We start from the raw sequence: 17,612 nt of genomic DNA on the forward strand, positions 1-17,612 counted from the left end.
TATGTTTAATGAAATCGTCTCATGGATAGCAGATCTTGGACACTGGGCGTGGTGGACGGTGGCCGTTATATTTGTCATCCTCGAAATTTTTGCTCCCACCTTCTTTTTGTTATGGCTTGGGATTTCAGCAGGTATTGTCGGTCTAATTACTTTGATATTCCCCAGCATGACTTGGGAATATCAATGGACATTTTTTGCTATTTTCTCCGTGGTTAGTCTGGTTGTGGCACGGAACTTCTTTAAGAAAAATTCCGGTACAGAGGATAATTTCAAACTGAACCAACGCGGCGCACAATATGTAGGACGACAGTTCAAACTGATGGAAGCAATCGAAAATGGGCGCGGGAAAATCCATGTTGATGACAGTCAATGGACCGTGTCTGGACCTGACTTGCCAGAAGGAACTGTTGTCCGCGTTACGGGGAATGATGGAACGCTTTTGATTGTGGAAGCAATAAACTAACGAAAAAAGTAAAGGGGAGAAGATGGGAAATTTTGTCGATCTAAAGGCTGAAGACGGGCATGATTTGATGGCATATGTCGCAAAAGCCGAAGGAAACGCAAAAGGCGCAATTGTCATTATTCAGGAAATATTTGGTGTAAATCCGCATATTCAATCTGTGTGTGATGGCTATGCAAAAGCAGGATACACAGCCATTGCCCCGGCCCTTTTTGATCGGATCAAGCCAGGAATTGAACTCGGCTATACCGAAGAGGGTGTAAAAACAGGCCTCGAATACAAGAACACGATTGAACCAGATACGGCCTTGAAAGACGTTAAGGCTGCCGTAGATTACATTTCCAGCGTCGGCAAAGTTACTGTCATCGGTTATTGCTGGGGCGGTCTTCTAACCTATCTTTCTGCCTGTAAATTGGATGGTATTTTCAAAGCTGTTGGGTATTACGGCGGTGGCATCGGCAACTATGTAGACAACACGCCCCAGGTTCCAACACTGCTTCATTTTGGCGATCAGGATCATGCGATCCCGCTTGATGAAGTCGAAGCTGTAAAAAAAGCTCATCCAGAAGTTGAGGTTCATATCTACGCCGCTGGACATGGGTTCAACTGCGATGCCAGAGGAAGCTATGACAAAGCATCTGCTGACCTTGCTCTAGACAGAACCCTGAAATTCATTGAAGGCGCTTAAATAGCGCCTTCAAAGCTTCGCCTAAATCTCCTAAGCCTCGACAAATTCCAGCAAGACGCCGCAAGCATCCTTTGGCTGAATTCGGAGCGCCCTACCGCTTGATATATCTTGCACAGCCACATCTTTTTTCTTCAGATAGTCAGCCGTATCAGAAAGGCTTTCAACTGCGATAGACATTGAAAGTATATGTGGCAGCTCGGGGAGTTCATCTGAAATGAAAAGCCCTGGAAACAAAAGATCCAGATCCTGCTCTTTCACGAAAATTAGGTTTAGTCGGCCGACGCTCACTGTAATAGTTGCATCTGTAGTCGTAACATTTAGAGACCCACAAAGCTGGGTATAATGAGGTATCAAAGACGCTGGATCTTCCACCAACACGACAACGGACTGAATATACTGGCTGCCATTGGCATGCTCGAGCCATTCCGGCTCCCGGATCATTTCTGGCGTCAAATGATGGCAGATGAACAGACCCCGTTTCGAGAGCCCCTGAGTTGGAAACCGGATCAGCTTAAACTCGGGGATAACATCCCCCTCAGGTAACTCCAGCTTTCGCTTGAGATCATGAGGGCCTGTTGGCTCTAGTCCTGCCAGTTTCATGGACCTAACAGTTTCTTCTGGATCAGAACTCGCAAAAGCTAGCCCAAGCATTCCCTCGCCACGATCTTCCAACTGGGCGTCCAGACCATTGCTCTCTTTTGAGGGGGCTACAATCCCTAAAAGCTCAATATAGTCTTCATCGAACATGATGCAGTAATTGGCAGTCCCCCAGCCAATGTGGGACCCTCTTGGCGTTATTGTAAAGCCCAGTCTTTCATATTGGACTCTCGCCTGCTCCAGGTCTGCAACACCGACCAGCGTATGATCTAGTCCCTCAATCTTATGGAGCATATCCCCCCCTTGCCTGAAGTTCACTCACCTTCAAATTCACATAAAGTCCTAACATTGACGCCCAAATCTTCGATCCGCTTACGTCCACCGATATCTGGGAGATCGATCACAAAGGCAGCGCCAATCACGGTTCCGCCCGCGCGACGGATCAACTTAATAGCAGCCTCAGCCGTGCCGCCTGTCGCGATCAAATCGTCAACAAGCAGAATATTTTCACCTTCCAAGATTGCATCTTTATGAATTTCAACAGTGTCAGTGCCATATTCCAGGTCATACTCTTCCCCAATAACATCATGGGGTAGTTTTCCCTTTTTCCGAACAGGGACAAATCCTACACTGAGCTGATGAGCAATCGCTCCACCCAATACAAACCCACGGGCCTCAATACCAGCTACTTTATCAATCCTAACACCCGCATATGGCCAAACCAGTTGATCAATCGCAGTCCTCAATCCGCCTGCGTCCTGCCAAAGCGTCGTAATGTCTCGAAACAATATTCCTGGCTTAGGGTAATCCGGAATTGTTCTGATGTATTTTGTAATATCCACGCGACTTTCCTACTTTCAATCGTCAAAGAACCCGACCAGCAACGGCATCTAGCTTAGAGATTACATCAGCACTCCTCGCCTCTGGCGCAGTAATCAGAGCATTGTCCAAGGCATGATCACACCCTTGCGGACAACTATCTTCCCGCTTACCAAGTTTTGGGGCAACTGCCTTAACTAGATTTCGAGCTTTTTCACTATTTCCGATTAGCACCTCAATGACCGTTGCCACGTCGACATGAGCATGATCAGGATGCCAACAGTCATAATCGGTAACCATTGCAACAGTAGCATAGCAAATCTCAGCTTCGCGGGCTAATTTGGCTTCGGGCATATTTGTCATCCCAATAACCTGACAGCCCCATTGCCTGTAAAGCTCAGACTCAGCCCTGGAGGAGAATTGTGGTCCTTCCATCGCGAGGTAAGTCCCGCCACGCACCACGGGAATATCTTCATTTATGGCGGCCTGTTCTAACATATCCCCAAGACGACTGCAGACCGGTTCAGCCATACTGACATGAGCGACAAGACCATTTCCAAAGAAGCTTTTTTCACGGGCGAACGTCCGATCGATAAATTGATCAACAATCACAAACGTGCCTGGTGCCAGTTGGTCTTCGAAAGATCCACAGGCACTTACTGACAATATATCTGTAACGCCAACCCTCTTAAGTGCATCAATATTTGCCTTATAATTGATACCTGAAGGGGATAGCCTGTGGCCACGCCCATGACGCGGAAGAAAGGCCATCTCAACGCCCTGAAGCGCTCCGCGTAATATTTCATCAGATGGCTCGCCAAAAGGCGATTCTATGGCTTCCCACCGCTTATTCTCAAGACCATCCAGGTCATAAACGCCGCTTCCGCCAATGACACCAATAATTGGTTTATTCATGGAAATTCTTTCTCATAACACTGAGTTTAGCATAGCAATTACAGGTGAGTGGGTCAGCACCAAAATCCAGAATAGATATTAAAAAAGGGCGCCTTTCAAAGGCGCCCTTTTTCAAATTCGTACTACTTAAGATCAGTGAACGTCTGCCCAGATCTTACGTTTAGCAGCAAAGAAAATACCAGTCATGATGAGCAGGAACAGGATAACCCGAAGACCCATATGTTTCCGATCTTCCAGTTTTGGCTCCGCTGCCCAGGCAAGAAATACTGTAAGATCCTTCGCCATTTGGTCAACAGTTGCCGGTGTTCCGTCAGCATATTCAACCGCATCTTCTGACAGAGGTGCAGGCATCGCGATCTGATGACCTGCGAAATATGCATTGTAGTTCATACCAGGATTCAATTCGAAATTTGCTGGTGGATCCACGTAACCGACCATCAAGGAATAAAGATAATTCTCGAACCCTGGACGGGCTTTGACAATCAGAGAGAGGTCAGGAGGATAAGCACCACCATTTGACGCCCGTGCTGCCTTTTCATTTGGAAAAGGATCTGGGAATTTGTCAAAAGGCTTCCCTGGGCGTTCGTACATATCACCGTCGTCGTTTGGTCCGTCAACGAATGTGTACTCTGCAGATAAGGCTTTAACTTCATCCTCAGTGAAGCCAAGGTCAGTCAAAGTCCGGAAGGCCACGAGGTTCAAACCGTGACAACCCGCACAGACTTCTCTGTAGACCTGCAACCCGCGCTGAGCAGCAGCACGATCATAGGTTCCAAAGAGCCCTGTGTGCTGCCAATCAACAGACTTCAGATCAACACTGGCACCGGCAGCATTTGCACCGGACAGTGTTACCACTGACAGAAGAGCAGCAGTAGCTAGTGACTTTACAAACTTAAGCATTGCTTGCCTCCTCAGAACCAGATTTCTTATCCAATACCGCTTCCGAGATACTGGAAGGTAACGGTTTATGTTTCTCAAGCAATCCAACTACCGGCAACAGGATCAGGATATGGACAAAGTAATAGACTGTCGCAATCCGGCCAATGAGGATGTATGGCTCTTCTGCCGGTTTACCACCGACATAAGTCAGAACAATACAATCAATGACAAAGATCCAGAAAAGCTGCTTGTAGATCGGACGATACTTTGCTGACCGCACCCGGCTCTTATCCAGCCATGGCAGCGCGAACAGAACAGCAATCGCACCGAACATAAGAAGCACACCGCCCAGTTTGTCTGGAACCGCCCGCAAGATCGCATAGAACGGTAGGAAGTACCATTCAGGAACGATATGAGCAGGCGTAACCAATGGGTTCGCCGGGATGTAGTTGTCCGGATGTCCCAAGTAGTTTGGTGCGTAGAACAGGAAGGCTGAGAAGAAAATCAGAAAGACACCCAGGCCAAACAGGTCCTTAATTGTGTAATAAGGATGGAATGGAATGCTGTCTTGCTTGTCCTTGATCTCAATCCCTGTTGGGTTGTTAGAGCCGTTTGTATGCAAAGACCAAACGTGCAGGATCACGACACCAGCGATCACGAATGGCAGCAAATAGTGAAGGCTGAAGAAACGGTTCAATGTCGGATTATCAACGGAGAAACCACCCCAGAGCCAAGTCACGATCGTATCGCCAACTAATGGAATTGCACCGAACAGGTTCGTAATAACTGTGGCACCCCAGAAGCTCATCTGTCCCCATGGCAGCACATAACCCATAAAGGCTGTCGCCATCATCAAAAGGAAGATGACCAATCCCAACCACCACAGCAGCTCTCGTGGAGCCTTGTAGGAGCCGTAGTAGAGGCCACGGAAGATGTGCAGATACACAACAATAAAGAACATGGAAGCGCCGTTAGCATGCATGTAGCGCAGCAACCAGCCGTAGTTCACATCACGCATGATGTGCTCAACACTGTTAAAAGCAAAATCCACATGTGGGGTATAGTGCATGGACAGCACGATACCGGTTACGATCTGAACAACCAGCATAAACCCAGCCAGTGAACCGAAAGTCCACCAGTAGCTAAGGTTTTTTGGAGTTGGATAGTCATAAAGAGCATGGTGCACCATGCCAATAATTGGCAGACGATGCTCTACCCATTTTACGACTGGATTTTTAGGTTCGAATGACATTCTTGCTCCCCCCTTAGCCGATTTTCACTGTGTTATCATCAAGGAAGGCGTATGGCGGAATCGCCAGGTTGGCTGGAGCCGGACCCTTCCGGATACGACCAGAAGTATCATAGTGAGATCCGTGGCAAGGGCAGAACCAGCCATCAAAGTCACCGGATTCTTTCAAGGGTACACATCCGAGATGGGTACAAATACCGATCATGATCAGCCACTCAGGTTTCTCAGCCCGGTCTTCGTCAGCTTGCGGATCAGGCAGGCTATTGACGTCGACACTATTCGCCTCTTCAATTTCCTTAGCGGTCCTGTGACGAATAAATACAGGCTTACCCTGCCACACAGCAGTTATTTCAGACCCTTCATCTATGACACTAAGATCCACTTCTGTAGAGGACAAAGCCAACACATCAGCAGACGGGTTCATCTGGTCAACAAACGGCCAGATTGCCATAGCGGTGCCTACTGCACCGACGCCGCCAGCGGCGACATATAGAAAATCGCGGCGCTTTACGCCGTCTTCTTCTACAGGGGTGGTATCAGTCATCAAACTTCCCCAGCTTTTAAAAAAATAATCTCTAGCGACCGCTTTTTGTCACCATATTCACACAATGTCTAGTCCCAAGGTGCGAAATATGTCAAAAGACGGCAGATTTGCTCTATAAATGTCACACAAAAATAGACGAAAAACTGATGGAAATAGCTCTTTTTCAGCCCGATATAGCCCCTAATGTTGGAACTCTTATTCGCTTGGGTGCTTGCATGAATTCTCCGGTTCACATCATTGAACCCTGCGGCTTCCCTTTTGGGGCAAAAGACCTGCGCAGATCTGCGATGGATTATGCAAACCTGGCAACAGTCACACGGCACTCATCATGGGATAAATTTCGGGAAAACACCCAAAATCAGCGCATTTTGCTGCTCACAACCAAAACAAGCGAGCCATATGTTGACTTTAGCTTCAAAGCGACAGATATCCTGCTCCTAGGCCGCGAAAGTGCTGGTGTTCCTGCGGAAGTTCATGAGACTGTAGATGCTAGATTGACAATCCCGATGCAAGAAGGTGCCAGGTCCATCAACGTCGCGTTATCCGCTTCGATGGTTCTAGGAGAAGCTTTAAGGCAAACCAATGCGTTCCCTAAATTTAAACAAGGACTGACTGATGACTGAGCAAGTAGAAAAACAAAAATCTATTGCTTCACAATGGTTTAAGGAACTACGGGACGACATCCGAAACAAATTCGAACAACTAGAAAATGAGCTGGACGGGACGCATAGCGATTTGCCACCAGGTCGATTTGAAGTCACAAAATGGGACCGACCTGGAGGGGGCGGAGGCGAAATGTCCGTAATGAAGGGCCGTGTCTTTGAGAAAGTTGGCGTAAATATCTCGATTGTCCATGGTGAATTCTCACCAGAATTCCGGGCCAACATTCCTGGAACAGAGGAATCCGGGACTTTCTGGGCCAGCGGAATCTCACTTGTTGCACATATGCGATCACCGCTTGTACCTGCCGTTCATATGAACACGCGACATATTGTCACGGGGCGGTCTTGGTTCGGGGGCGGAGCCGATTTGACCCCTATGATTCCAAATGAATCGGATACAGCAAAATTTCACGCAGCACTGAAAGAAGCCTGCGACCGCCACAACCCAAATTACTATCCAGAATATAAAAAATGGTGCGATGACTATTTCTATCTACCCCACCGAGAAGAACCGAGAGGGGTAGGCGGTATTTTCTATGATAAGCTGGAAACGAACTGGGATGCTGATTTTGCTTTCGCGCAGGACGTTGGCAAAGCTTTTGCCGACATATATCCCCAGATTGTCCGAGAACATATGAATGAAAGCTGGACGGAAGAACAACGGGAACATCAACTGATTAAGAGAGGACGATATGTGGAGTTTAATCTCCTATACGACAGAGGAACAACATTTGGTCTAAAAACTGGTGGCAATACAGAAGCCATCCTTATGTCCCTCCCCCCTGAGGTCAAATGGCCCTAAAACGCACTCCTCGCTTTCCGACTTTAACATCTGTGACACTGCTCACACTTCTGCCTCTTGGAATTTGTGAAAGCGCAACCCAAATGTGGATCAACGCAAGCGCGTTATCAGTTTCAGATGACCTGAGTTTAACATACCCCTCTCCGTGTTAAGCTCCCCTAAAATATCTTAACACCCTGTAAATTCAGGTTTTTTCTGAACTACGGATTGCCAAGCGACCTCCCAAAAGCAGCACAGGCAATCCGCCATAGAAAAGGTCCCGGCCCCCACCGGGGCCTTTTTTCTTGCCGCTTTTTAGTCCAGTAAATTAAGTGATTATGCTCACAGCCAAAACCGGATAGTTTCCCTACCTTAGGCTTCGAAATAAACGATGAAAGCCAAACGAGGTTTGTCATGATTAGATTTAGATACAGTTTACTTAACTTTGCCGTTTCCGTTATTGAGACGATGAATGACAAACGTGTCAAATCTCTGATGATGCCACCCTGCCAAGGCTGTAATTGTTCTGGAAGTTAGTTCGGAAGTCTCCCCGTAATTATTTCCAAAAAAAGCCCCTCTGCATGAACAGAGGGGCTTTTTTGATTCCGAATGTGAAGTGGATCAAAGTGTCCCGTAAAGTCGGTCACCCGCGTCACCAAGACCCGGAACAATATATGCCTTGTCATTCAGCTTCTCGTCCAATCCAGCGACATAGACTTTCACGTTAGGATGTGCATCTAACATCACCTGCACCCCTTCTGGAGCGGCCACCAGCGCCATAAAACTGATATCTTTTTCTTTCACACCATGATCTAAAAGGATATCAACACCGGCTGCAGCTGTGTAACCGGTTGCAAGCATTGGATCCACTGCGATGTATAGTCGATCTGCAGCCGTGGGAAGTTTCTTGAGATATTCAACAGGGCGTTTAGTTTCAGGATCTCGATACATCCCGATGTGACCAACCCTTGCCGCGGGCATCAACTCCAGCAATCCATCTGCCATTCCGAGACCAGCTCTCAGAATCGGAACGATTGCCGCCTTCTTACCAGCCAAAACCGGAGCTTCCATAGGGCATATAGGCGTCACGATATCTTCCGTAGTCATCTTCAGGTTTCGTGTAATCTCATAACCCATCAATAACGCAATCTCTTTCAACAACTGCCTAAATGTTTTCGTTGATGTCTTTTTCATCCGCATATGACTGAGTTTATGAACAATCAAGGGATGATCGAGAATGTGAAGATTTGGGAATCTGGGATCTATAGCCATCATGAACACCTGTCGTTTGAATTTCGCCCAGAATATATCCACTGGTTCCGGCGCGGCAAGACGTCATTGCCCTGTAATCAGAAAAAACTGGCTTCACGGTCGAAACTTGCCTTAAGCTCAAAATAAAAATGAGAAGGCAAAGGCGATGAAACGACTAGAGCTTACCGGTACCAGTTTCGACAGAGGGATCACCCATGGCCACGAGATGAAAGAAAACATCCGTGCGAATATACAAACCTACAAAAACAGATTCCTAATCGGAGGTGCGACTGAAGACCAAATCATGGAGCAAGCCGAAACTTGGACACAACGGTTTAGAGACCATGACGAAGGCTATTTCGAGGAAATGAGAGGAATAGCCGAAGGCTCTGGGATTTCTCTGTCAGAAATAGGATTGTTAAACGCCCGATATGAAATTGCTTACTCGCTATACACTTCTGAAGCTGCAGCAGCCAATGACATCCCTTCTACTGAACCTGAAGGCTGTACATCATTTGGAATTCAACCCGAATATATGGCGAATGGTCACACAGTCATCGGCCAAAACTGGGATTGGCTCGAAGGCCTGAGGGGAAATGTCTGCTTGCTTCGTGTTCGAAGTGATGATCATCCCAACTATATGGTACTCACACAAGCTGGAATCGTATCAGGGATGTTTGGTTTAAATGAACATGGTGTTGGGCTCTGCGTAAATGGTCTTTCGGCGATTGGAGATGGCAAAGAACTCCACCATCGCCCCTTTCATATTCGTGTCCAGGATATTATGAGGAGTTCCAACCTGAACGATGCCCTTAAAGTTATTTTCTCTACCGATAGAGTCTGTTCAACAAACTGGGTGATTGGCCAAAAAGGGGGTGAGGTCCTGGATATCGAATCCTCAGCGAAGGTCGCGCACACCCTCTATCCCGAAAACGGTCTCATCACACATGGCAACCATTTCATTAATAGATCAGGCATTGAAACTGAATTTGAGAGAATAGCGCCCTGCAGTCTGTATCGCACCCCTCGCCTCGATCGATTGATCCGCCAAAACAGTCAAAAATGGGATATCGACCATCTCAAAAGCTGCCTTAAGGATAAATTTGGTCATCCAAAGGCAATCTGCCGCCATCCCAATCCGGCTGATCCAGAGGCCATGCGCACCATTACTGTGACAGCTGCGATCTTGGATCTTGATGCACTTACTATCGATATTTCAGACGGCCCGCCCGATCAAAACGAATTTGTCACTTATGGCTTAATGGACTAAGGCCTAGGGATCTGTTGCATTTAATCGCTGCCCCAGAATAAGCCCAAGGCCGTCAGCCAAACTTTCGATGTTATCTTGGAGCAGCTTTAAAATGCAGCTCCTGTTACAGTCAGCAGGAGCAATTAATTGCTGCGGAACCGGCAACTCAAAAAGTGCCAATCGATCTCCTGTTTCAACATCCAGCATTCGCCCTTGAATTTCGACGCGAATACGGGCGCCTTTTTCCTCAAGGATCGTGTTTGCTGTGATTTGAATTAGGGCAACAAAATCAGCTACTCTACCTAATTTACCTTTCTCACGCGCTGCTTTTAACTCAGCTAGCAATTCGGGATCAGTTAAACCTGAGCCTCTCACGGCCTGTTCAGCTGTATAGCCTGCCTGCTCCAGTTGCGTTGAAATTCTTTTAGCCACGGTTGTGAACAGAATTTCTGAAATACCGCTCCCTTGACTGTTAGGTTCAGACAAAATCAAAACAGTTTTAGGATTTGCAGCGACAAAGGAGGGAGCCGAAAACGTCCCAGCTGACACTATCAGTGCAAGCAAGAACAATACATTCAAGACACGCAAAACAAATCGCCTCTTAAAGCTTAGCCGATCTACCTGCGATCTGTTTCGCAAGTTCCCCTTCTTTCCATTCACAATACTTTTCCAAACCCATTTTTCTGAGTTTCTTAGTGTTGGCGAATCCCTTGCGACCATCCAAATGTTGCTGCACAAGGTCCTTTAAATCAATAACGACTGTTTCAGAATCTGACATTACGCTTCTTGTATCCTACTATTTTAGAGGCAGGGGCTACTTCGCAAAGAAAATGCAGAAACACCGCTACCTTAAGGTGAAAAAACTATATCAAAGCGATTTTGCCTTTTATACTCAAAATGAAGACTCGACAAAGTCTGACCAATTAGTCAAATTTTAAGTTTGGCTCTTCCGCAGGAGCCAACCATAGAGGAACCAATCATATTTGGACAGGGAGAGGTCTAGAATGTTCAAAAAGCTCAAACTCACAGCAATTGCAGCAGCTGTATTTGCAGTGACCGGCGTCGCACAAGCAGATGACTTTAAGCCAGCTATCGTCTTTGACATGGGTGGTAAATTCGACAAGTCATTTAACGAAGCTGGTTACAATGGGGCAGAAGCCTTCAAAAAAGAAACCGGCATTGAGTATATGGAGTTTGAGGTTACCCAGGTTTCCCAACGTGAGCAGGCAACTAAACGCATGGCTCGCAAAGGTGCCGACATTGTAGTCGCGATGGGTTTCGCCCAGGCTTCTGCAGTTGAAAAAGCCGCAAAAGCTAACCCAGACACAAAATTCACTATCATCGACATGGTTGTCGATTTACCAAATGTGCAATCAGTTATCTTTAAAGAACATGAAGGCTCTTTCTTGGTTGGCATGGCCGCAGCGATGGCCAGTAAAACAGGAAAAGTCGGGTTTGTAGGCGGCATGGATATTCCTCTTATTCGGAAATTCGCACTCGGTTACAAAGAAGGCGTGATGTATGCCAATTCTGATGCAGAAGTGTTTGAAAACATGACAGGTACAACACCTGCCGCTTGGAATGATCCAACAAAAGGCGGTGAGCTGGCAAAAAGCCAGTTTGACCGTGGAGCTGATGTGGTTTACGCAGCAGCTGGTGGAACAGGCATCGGTGTTTATCAGGCGGCTAAAGATAGTGGCAAACTGGCGATTGGCGTTGACAGCAACCAAAACTACCTGCAGCCAGGCACTATGCTGACTTCAATGCTGAAGCGCGTTGACGTTGCTGTACAAGACGCTTTCATGTCAGCCAAGAACGGTACATGGAAGCCTGGCATCAAAATTCTGGGTCTTGCAGAAGGCGGCGTTGGTTACTCTGTCGACGAGTTTAACAAAGATCTTCTGACAGCTGACATGATTGCCAAATTAGAGGCTGCCAAAGCCGACATTATTTCCGGCAAGATCAAAGTCACCGATTACATGGCTCAGTAACAGAAAACCAGACTATAAAATGACAAAAACGAACCCGGCGCTTGAATTGCGCCGTGTGAATAAATGGTTCGGCACGGTCCATGCGAATAAGGACATTTCCTTATCCGTGGACCGTGGAACCATTCATGGAATTATCGGCGAAAATGGCGCTGGCAAGTCTACGCTTATGAGCATCGTCTATGGCTTCTACGAAGCCGATGAAGGCGAAATTTATGTGAATGGCGAGCAATGCGAAATAGACAATCCCCAAGCCTCCATCCAAGCTGGAATCGGAATGGTTCATCAGCATTTCATGCTGGTCGATACATTTACCGTTCTGGAGAATATTATCCTGGGTGTGGAAGGCGGCAACCGTCTGGCAGATGGCATGCAGAAGGCCAGAGCTGAACTCGAACGCCTTGAAAAAGAATATACATTGGAAGTTGACGTAGATGCCCTGGTCGGTGACCTGCCGGTTGGCCTCCGTCAACGTGTCGAAATCCTGAAAGCCTTGTACCGAGGTGCTGAGATCCTGATTTTGGATGAGCCTACCGGGGTATTGACACCACAGGAAGCAGATCACCTCTTTCGAATTTTGAACACCCTTCGCGATCAGGGCAAAACTGTTATCCTGATCACTCATAAACTTCGCGAAATCATGGCAATTACTGACAATGTTTCGGTCATGAGACGGGGTGAGATGGTGGCTCACGTGGCAACCAAAGACACCGATAGAGAAAAGCTTGCTGAATTGATGGTTGGCCGGACTGTTCTCCTTCGTGTCGAAAAAGAAGAAGCAAAACCGGGCATGGAACTCATGAAGGTTTCAAACCTGAACTATGCCGATGAGGACGGGGTGGCGCGCCTAAAAAATATCAATTTATCCCTCAAAGCGGGGGAGATCCTCGGCATTGCAGGTGTTTCGGGGAACGGTCAATCTGAACTCCTGGAAGTTTTGGGCGGAATTAAATCACCCACTTCAGGCAGCGTGATCTTCAAAGGGGACGAACTTGTTGGCAACGCGAAATTCAATGCCCGTGACCTTCGAAAAATTGGCTTAGGCCATGTCCCTGAGGACCGCCACAAGGCGGGATTAGTTTTATCATTCAGCGCGAATGAAAACACTGCCCTCGGCTATCATGATCTGCCGATGTTTAACAAAGGAACAACGCTTGATACTGCACAAATGGTATCAACTTGCGAAGAATATATTGAAAAATTCGACGTTCGCCCACCGGACCCAACCCTTAAAGCATCCGGGTTTTCAGGTGGCAACCAACAAAAGCTGGTTCTTGCTCGTGAAATGGAGCAGGATCCTGACGTTTTATTGGTTGGGCAACCGACCCGCGGCGTCGACATCGGAGCAATTGAGTTCATTCATAAACAACTAATCCACATGCGAGATCAGGGAAAAGCGATCCTCGTCGTGTCTGTTGAAATTGATGAGGTGATGTCGCTCTCCGATAGGATTGCCGTGATGTTTGACGGAGCAATCGTTGGTGAACTTGATGCCAAGGACGCAACTGAGCAAAAACTAGGATTGATGATGGCTGGCATTGCCGAAGACAATGATACAAGCCCCAGTGTAAGTGAGGCAAACGTCTAATGGCAGGGTCAAAAGCGGGTTTTGGAGCACCAGCCAAAGTTCCAGGGTGGGTCAATCTTGGCCTCATCCCTCTTGTCAATTTGGTTGCTGCCTTTGTTATCTCAGGCATCGTTATCCTGATTGTTGGCGATGATCCGATCATGGCTTTAGAAGTCTTGATTTATGGAGCTTTTGGTTATCCAGAGGCTGTTGGATATACCCTATATTACACAACCAATTTCATTTTTACCGGGCTTGCAGTGGCGATCGCATTTCATTGCGGCCTGTTTAATATCGGCGCTGAAGGGCAAGCTTTCATTGGCGGCCTTGGCCTCGGGTTAGCTGCGTTGTACCTTGATTTTCTGCCTTTTTGGGCTGTTATCCCCCTCGCCATTTTAGGGGCAGCAATATTTGGCGCAGGCTGGGCTTATGTGCCTGCCTATTTGCAGGCCAAGCGCGGTAGCCATATTGTGATCACCACGATCATGTTCAATTTCATCGCTTTTTCAGTGATGAATTACTTATTGGTTGAAGTGCTCATCAATCCGAAAGCTGGCGGCTCTCCTGAGACCCGGGAGTTTGCAGAGCATGCTTGGCTGGTTCAAGCACCTGAATTTACTGGAATGGCGGATAGTCCCTTAAATTTCAGCTTTATTCTCGCCCTGCTCCTTAGCGTCGCTTTTTATTATTTCGTATGGAAAACCCGCTGGGGATATGAAATCAGGGTTGTCGGTCAAAATGAACATGCGGCCAATTATGCGGGTATCTCTCCCTCCAAGAATATCATCCTGGCCATGGTTATCTCAGGAGGCCTTGCTGGCTTTGTCGCCGTAAATGAACTATTGGGCGTGCATCACAAGGTCTTGATGGATTTTACAGGCGGATATGGTTTTGTCGGTATCGCTGTTGCACTGATGGGGCGGAACCATCCTGTTGGCATATTCATGGCCGCACTGCTGTTTGGTGCAATTTATCAAGGCGGAACAGAACTTTCATTTGAAATGAGCAACATCAACAAGGAAATGGTGATTGTAATCCAAGGCCTGATTATTCTCTTCTCTGGCGCCCTTGAAAATATGTTCCGGCCAAGAATTGAAGGCTTCTTCAAGCGAAAGTCCGCAACTAACAGGGTGGAGGCTTAACTCATGGAAATGTTTGAAGTCCTGATCCTTTTATTTGACGCAACGTTGCGAGTTGCAACACCGCTGGTTCTTGCTGCTATGGCTGGCATGTTTTCCGAACGTTCAGGCATTGTTGATATCGGCCTTGAAGGAAAAATGTTAGGTGCAGCTTTTGCTGCAGCTGCTGTGGCCACAACAACAGGCTCTGCTTGGCTAGGACTTGGGGCTGGTATCTTAGCTTCACTGACCCTGTCTTCACTGCATGCTTATGCCTGCGTGACACATAACGGAAATCAGGTGGTATCCGGTATGGCAATCAACATTGTTGTTGCTGGCCTAACCCCTACGCTTGGCTTTGCCTGGTTTAAACTCGGCGGTCGAACACCCGCATTGAACGGTGATGAGCGTTTCACCTCAATCACCCTTCCCTTTGCGGACGCACTAGCTGATGTGCCGATTATTGGGCATATTTATTCGGAGCTAATTTCTGGGCATAATATCATTGTTTATATGGCTGCAATTTCGGTTCCTATTGTTGCTTATGTTCTCTATCGGACGCGCTTTGGATTACGTGTTCGTGCTGTGGGAGAAAACCCCTCTGCGGTTGATACTGCAGGTATTTCAGTCGAGTTGATGCGATACAAAGCCTTGGCCGTAACTGGTTTCCTATGCGGCATCGCTGGGTCATACTTATCAACAGCACATGGCGCCGGTTTTATTCGCGACATGACGGCCGGTAAGGGGTATCTGGCCCTTGCTGCGCTGATTTTCGGAAAATGGAAACCCGTTCCGACCTTGCTCGCCTGCCTGCTTTTTGCCTTTACGGATGCATTACAAGCACGATTGCAAGGAGTTGAAATACCAGTAATCGGCGTTATTCCGGTACAATTTATTCAGGCCCTGCCCTATATCCTTACCGTATTGCTGCTCGCAGGTTTCGTAGGCAAGGCCCATCCACCTAAAGCAATCGGACAACCCTATATCAAGGAAAAATAATGCCGCTAGATCCCCATATTGGCGCAGAATTTTTAAAGACTAAAGCTCCCGGTTTCTCCCCCAAAGTTGGGATTATTCTGGGTTCAGGGCTAGGTGGTCTTGCAGATCAAATCGATGAAGTGGCATCGGTTGAGTTCTCGGAAATTCCAGAATTTCCACAGTCCTCAGTTGAAGGTCATCAAGGACGATTGATCCTTGGTCGCCTCGGCGGGATGCCTATTATCTGTATGCAAGGCCGCATCCACCTTTACGAAGGCGTAGATCCTCAGGATTTGGCGGTCCCCATTCGCGTAATGAAACTGATTGGGGTCGAATTTCTGCTCGTCACAAATGCTGCTGGCAGTTTCCATGAGGAAGTTGGTCCGGGCAGCCTGATGCTAATTTCAGACCACATAAATTTTACATCCCGCAATCCCTTGATTGGTGAGAATGACGACCGGTTCGGACCCCGCTTCTTTTCGATGGAAGATGCTTATGATCCAACGTTGCGTGAACATCTCAAAGCGGTCGCAAAAGAACTGGATATCAAACTCACAGAAGGCGTTTACCTTCACTATCCAGGCCCTAATTTTGAAACTCCTGCTGAAATCAGAGCTTTCAAGACACTTGGTGCGGACGCGGTTGGAATGTCCACAACGCCAGAAGTTCTTGTCGCGCGACATTGTGGGATGCGGGTTGCCGGTATTTCCAACATTACAAACCTTGTTGCAGGAATGAGCAAAACTACTCTCAGTCATGAACAAACCCTGGAATGTGCAAAACTGGCGGCATCCGATTTGGAAAAGCTCGTAACGATTTTTCTGGAAACCCTGAAACGTGAACTCTTGAAGGCACATCTGAAAGAGGATTCCAATGGCAACAATTAGTAAATTAAATCCAAGCGAACACTCACACGACCGTAACCCAGGATTGCCATTTTCACTAGATGCGATTGAAGACATCCATGTGAATTTAAGTGCTGTCGAACGCCGGGCGAATACACTACCTGGACGGCGAACAGTTAAAAAAGAATATCAGGCGGCTTGGCTTCTTAAAGCCATTTCCTGCATTGATCTGACGACATTGAGTGGTGATGATACACTTGGTCGTGTCCGCCGCTTATGTGCGAAGGCGCGCCAGCCTGTGCGGCCCGACCTGATCGATGCCCTTGGAATGCAGGATAAACACCTGACAACAGGTGCTGTATGTGTTTACCACACGATGGTGGAAACTGCTGTTGAAGCCTTACAAGGGACAAATATTCCTGTCGCTGCTGTCTCGACCGGATTTCCTGCAGGACTTAGCCCCTTTGATCTTCGGGTTCAGGAAATAGAAGCGTCTGTTGCCGCTGGTGCTAAAGAAATAGACATTGTCATTACCCGTGGCCATGTCCTCACCGGTAATTGGCAGGCTCTTTATGACGAAATCAAAATATTTCGGGAAGCCTGCGGAGAGGCCCACCTAAAAGCAATCCTTGGAACAGGCGAACTAGTTACCCTCCGAAATGTTGCCAAGGCCAGCATGATTGCCATGATGGCAGGTGCCGATTTCATTAAAACCTCCACCGGCAAGGAAAGCGTAAACGCAACACTCCCCGTCAGCCTTGTTATGATACGGGCAATCCGAGCTTATGAAGAAATGACCGGGATCAAAATAGGATACAAGCCTGCTGGCGGAATTAGCACAGCCAAGGATGTACTGAACTATCAAATCCTGATGAAAGAAGAGTTGGGCAATGATTGGCTTCAGCCTGACCTTTTCCGCATTGGGGCATCCAGCCTGCTCGCTGATATTGAACGCCAACTCGAACACTATGTAACGGGCCGCTATTCAGCAGACTTCCGTCACCCAATGGGTTGAGGACTTG

Annotated in this window: 20 protein-coding genes; 11 read left to right on the plus strand and 9 right to left on the minus strand. The window is 47.5% G+C overall.

Going from position 1 to position 17,612, the window contains the following annotated elements; translation table 11 throughout:
* Window position 1: 1 nt before the first annotated feature.
* Together HH301_RS16580 and HH301_RS16585 are read left to right on the plus strand one after the other, a co-directional pair.
* On the plus strand, window positions 2-463 hold the full coding sequence (locus tag HH301_RS16580; protein WP_169570161.1) for an NfeD family protein: 462 nt from the start codon (window positions 2-4) through the stop codon (window positions 461-463).
* 22 nt (window positions 464-485) lie between these two features.
* On the plus strand, window positions 486-1,148 hold the full coding sequence (locus HH301_RS16585; protein WP_169570162.1) for a dienelactone hydrolase family protein: 663 nt from the start codon (window positions 486-488) through the stop codon (window positions 1,146-1,148).
* Between the two features lie 30 nt (window positions 1,149-1,178).
* Here the strand turns inward: HH301_RS16585 and HH301_RS16590 are convergent, their stop codons facing one another.
* The 6 genes from HH301_RS16590 to petA form a co-directional block, all read right to left on the minus strand.
* Window positions 1,179-2,039 (minus strand): VOC family protein, encoded by an 861-nt coding sequence (locus HH301_RS16590; RefSeq protein ID WP_169570163.1) that lies wholly within the window; start codon window positions 2,037-2,039, stop codon window positions 1,179-1,181.
* 20 nt (window positions 2,040-2,059) lie between these two features.
* Entirely contained in the window at window positions 2,060-2,587 is a 528-nt protein-coding gene (locus HH301_RS16595; RefSeq protein ID WP_169570164.1) for an adenine phosphoribosyltransferase, read from the minus strand.
* A 22-nt stretch (window positions 2,588-2,609) separates the two neighbouring features.
* The gene (locus tag HH301_RS16600; RefSeq protein ID WP_169570165.1) at window positions 2,610-3,479 is read right to left on the minus strand and encodes an S-methyl-5'-thioadenosine phosphorylase; all 870 of its coding nucleotides are present in this window, start codon (window positions 3,477-3,479) and stop codon (window positions 2,610-2,612) included.
* 132 nt (window positions 3,480-3,611) lie between these two features.
* Window positions 3,612-4,379 carry a cytochrome c1 gene (locus HH301_RS16605; RefSeq protein ID WP_169570166.1) on the minus strand — a complete coding sequence of 256 codons (768 nt, stop codon included), beginning with the start codon at window positions 4,377-4,379 and terminating at the stop codon, window positions 3,612-3,614.
* Window positions 4,372-5,610: a cytochrome b gene (locus HH301_RS16610; RefSeq protein ID WP_169570167.1), complete on the minus strand. Its 1,239-nt coding sequence runs from the start codon at window positions 5,608-5,610 to the stop codon at window positions 4,372-4,374. Before HH301_RS16610 ends, HH301_RS16605 begins: the two co-directional genes overlap by 8 nt.
* A gap of 13 nt (window positions 5,611-5,623) precedes the next feature.
* Window positions 5,624-6,151, minus strand: coding sequence for a ubiquinol-cytochrome c reductase iron-sulfur subunit (petA, locus tag HH301_RS16615; RefSeq protein WP_169570168.1), 528 nt, complete (start codon window positions 6,149-6,151; stop codon window positions 5,624-5,626).
* Between the two features lie 146 nt (window positions 6,152-6,297).
* Here petA and HH301_RS16620 point away from each other — a divergent pair, with 146 nt between their 5' ends.
* Window positions 6,298-6,774 (plus strand): tRNA (cytidine(34)-2'-O)-methyltransferase, encoded by a 477-nt coding sequence (locus HH301_RS16620; RefSeq protein ID WP_169570169.1) that lies wholly within the window; start codon window positions 6,298-6,300, stop codon window positions 6,772-6,774.
* Complete coding sequence (hemF, locus tag HH301_RS16625; protein ID WP_169570170.1) at window positions 6,767-7,615, plus strand: oxygen-dependent coproporphyrinogen oxidase; 849 nt, start codon at window positions 6,767-6,769, stop codon at window positions 7,613-7,615. The genes HH301_RS16620 and hemF overlap by 8 nt, the downstream gene beginning before the upstream one ends.
* 600 nt (window positions 7,616-8,215) lie before the next feature.
* Here hemF and upp read toward each other — a convergent pair.
* A complete protein-coding gene (gene upp / locus HH301_RS16630; protein ID WP_169570171.1) occupies window positions 8,216-8,866 on the minus strand; it encodes a uracil phosphoribosyltransferase in 651 nt (216 codons plus the stop codon).
* A gap of 145 nt (window positions 8,867-9,011) precedes the next feature.
* Here upp and HH301_RS16635 point away from each other — a divergent pair, with 145 nt between their 5' ends.
* Window positions 9,012-10,115, plus strand: a complete 1,104-nt coding sequence (locus tag HH301_RS16635) for a C45 family autoproteolytic acyltransferase/hydrolase (protein WP_169570172.1) — start codon at window positions 9,012-9,014, stop codon at window positions 10,113-10,115.
* A gap of 3 nt (window positions 10,116-10,118) precedes the next feature.
* On the opposite strand, the gene HH301_RS16640 is transcribed toward HH301_RS16635, so the two are convergent.
* Both HH301_RS16640 and HH301_RS16645 read right to left on the minus strand, forming a co-directional pair.
* On the minus strand, window positions 10,119-10,682 hold the full coding sequence (locus HH301_RS16640; RefSeq protein ID WP_169570173.1) for a hypothetical protein: 564 nt from the start codon (window positions 10,680-10,682) through the stop codon (window positions 10,119-10,121).
* 13 nt (window positions 10,683-10,695) lie between these two features.
* Entirely contained in the window at window positions 10,696-10,872 is a 177-nt protein-coding gene (locus HH301_RS16645) for a hypothetical protein (RefSeq protein WP_169570174.1), read from the minus strand.
* A 226-nt stretch (window positions 10,873-11,098) separates the two neighbouring features.
* Between HH301_RS16645 and HH301_RS16650 the strand changes: the two genes are divergently transcribed.
* The 6 genes from HH301_RS16650 to deoC are packed head-to-tail and all read left to right on the plus strand — an operon-like array spanning window position 11,099 to window position 17,605.
* Entirely contained in the window at window positions 11,099-12,085 is a 987-nt protein-coding gene (locus tag HH301_RS16650; RefSeq protein ID WP_169570175.1) for a BMP family lipoprotein, read from the plus strand.
* A 19-nt stretch (window positions 12,086-12,104) separates the two neighbouring features.
* Window positions 12,105-13,670, plus strand: a complete 1,566-nt coding sequence (locus tag HH301_RS16655; RefSeq protein WP_169570176.1) for an ABC transporter ATP-binding protein — start codon at window positions 12,105-12,107, stop codon at window positions 13,668-13,670.
* Window positions 13,670-14,791 (plus strand): ABC transporter permease, encoded by a 1,122-nt coding sequence (locus tag HH301_RS16660; protein ID WP_169570177.1) that lies wholly within the window; start codon window positions 13,670-13,672, stop codon window positions 14,789-14,791. The genes HH301_RS16655 and HH301_RS16660 overlap by 1 nt, the downstream gene beginning before the upstream one ends.
* Before the next feature lie 9 nt (window positions 14,792-14,800).
* Window positions 14,801-15,766: an ABC transporter permease gene (locus HH301_RS16665; RefSeq protein ID WP_169570339.1), complete on the plus strand. Its 966-nt coding sequence runs from the start codon at window positions 14,801-14,803 to the stop codon at window positions 15,764-15,766.
* A complete protein-coding gene (locus HH301_RS16670) occupies window positions 15,766-16,632 on the plus strand; it encodes a purine-nucleoside phosphorylase (RefSeq protein ID WP_169570178.1) in 867 nt (288 codons plus the stop codon). The genes HH301_RS16665 and HH301_RS16670 overlap by 1 nt, the downstream gene beginning before the upstream one ends.
* Complete coding sequence (deoC, locus tag HH301_RS16675; RefSeq protein WP_169570179.1) at window positions 16,619-17,605, plus strand: deoxyribose-phosphate aldolase; 987 nt, start codon at window positions 16,619-16,621, stop codon at window positions 17,603-17,605. Before HH301_RS16670 ends, deoC begins: the two co-directional genes overlap by 14 nt.
* Window positions 17,606-17,612 lie beyond the last annotated feature (7 nt).

This window comes from Sneathiella limimaris, assembly GCF_012932565.1.
In the GTDB taxonomy this organism is placed as follows: Bacteria; Pseudomonadota; Alphaproteobacteria; order Sneathiellales; family Sneathiellaceae; genus Sneathiella; species Sneathiella limimaris.

Bases quoted from the DNA above. Each gene is read 5' to 3' on its own strand.
- HH301_RS16605 (WP_169570166.1), bottom strand. From the start codon at position 4,379: ATGCTTAAGTTTGTAAAGTCACTAGCTACTGCTGCTCTTCTGTCAGTG.
- HH301_RS16580 (WP_169570161.1), top strand. From the start codon at position 2: ATGTTTAATGAAATCGTCTCATGGATAGCAGATCTTGGACACTGGGCG.
- petA (WP_169570168.1), bottom strand. From the start codon at position 6,151: ATGACTGATACCACCCCTGTAGAAGAAGACGGCGTAAAGCGCCGCGAT.
- HH301_RS16670 (WP_169570178.1), top strand. From the start codon at position 15,766: ATGCCGCTAGATCCCCATATTGGCGCAGAATTTTTAAAGACTAAAGCT.
- HH301_RS16600 (WP_169570165.1), bottom strand. From the start codon at position 3,479: ATGAATAAACCAATTATTGGTGTCATTGGCGGAAGCGGCGTTTATGAC.
- HH301_RS16635 (WP_169570172.1), top strand. From the start codon at position 9,012: ATGAAACGACTAGAGCTTACCGGTACCAGTTTCGACAGAGGGATCACC.
- HH301_RS16585 (WP_169570162.1), top strand. From the start codon at position 486: ATGGGAAATTTTGTCGATCTAAAGGCTGAAGACGGGCATGATTTGATG.
- HH301_RS16660 (WP_169570177.1), top strand. From the start codon at position 13,670: ATGGCAGGGTCAAAAGCGGGTTTTGGAGCACCAGCCAAAGTTCCAGGG.
- upp (WP_169570171.1), bottom strand. From the start codon at position 8,866: ATGGCTATAGATCCCAGATTCCCAAATCTTCACATTCTCGATCATCCC.
- deoC (WP_169570179.1), top strand. From the start codon at position 16,619: ATGGCAACAATTAGTAAATTAAATCCAAGCGAACACTCACACGACCGT.
- HH301_RS16650 (WP_169570175.1), top strand. From the start codon at position 11,099: ATGTTCAAAAAGCTCAAACTCACAGCAATTGCAGCAGCTGTATTTGCA.
- hemF (WP_169570170.1), top strand. From the start codon at position 6,767: ATGACTGAGCAAGTAGAAAAACAAAAATCTATTGCTTCACAATGGTTT.
- HH301_RS16620 (WP_169570169.1), top strand. From the start codon at position 6,298: ATGGAAATAGCTCTTTTTCAGCCCGATATAGCCCCTAATGTTGGAACT.
- HH301_RS16655 (WP_169570176.1), top strand. From the start codon at position 12,105: ATGACAAAAACGAACCCGGCGCTTGAATTGCGCCGTGTGAATAAATGG.
- HH301_RS16610 (WP_169570167.1), bottom strand. From the start codon at position 5,610: ATGTCATTCGAACCTAAAAATCCAGTCGTAAAATGGGTAGAGCATCGT.
- HH301_RS16645 (WP_169570174.1), bottom strand. From the start codon at position 10,872: ATGTCAGATTCTGAAACAGTCGTTATTGATTTAAAGGACCTTGTGCAG.
- HH301_RS16665 (WP_169570339.1), top strand. From the start codon at position 14,801: ATGTTTGAAGTCCTGATCCTTTTATTTGACGCAACGTTGCGAGTTGCA.
- HH301_RS16590 (WP_169570163.1), bottom strand. From the start codon at position 2,039: ATGCTCCATAAGATTGAGGGACTAGATCATACGCTGGTCGGTGTTGCA.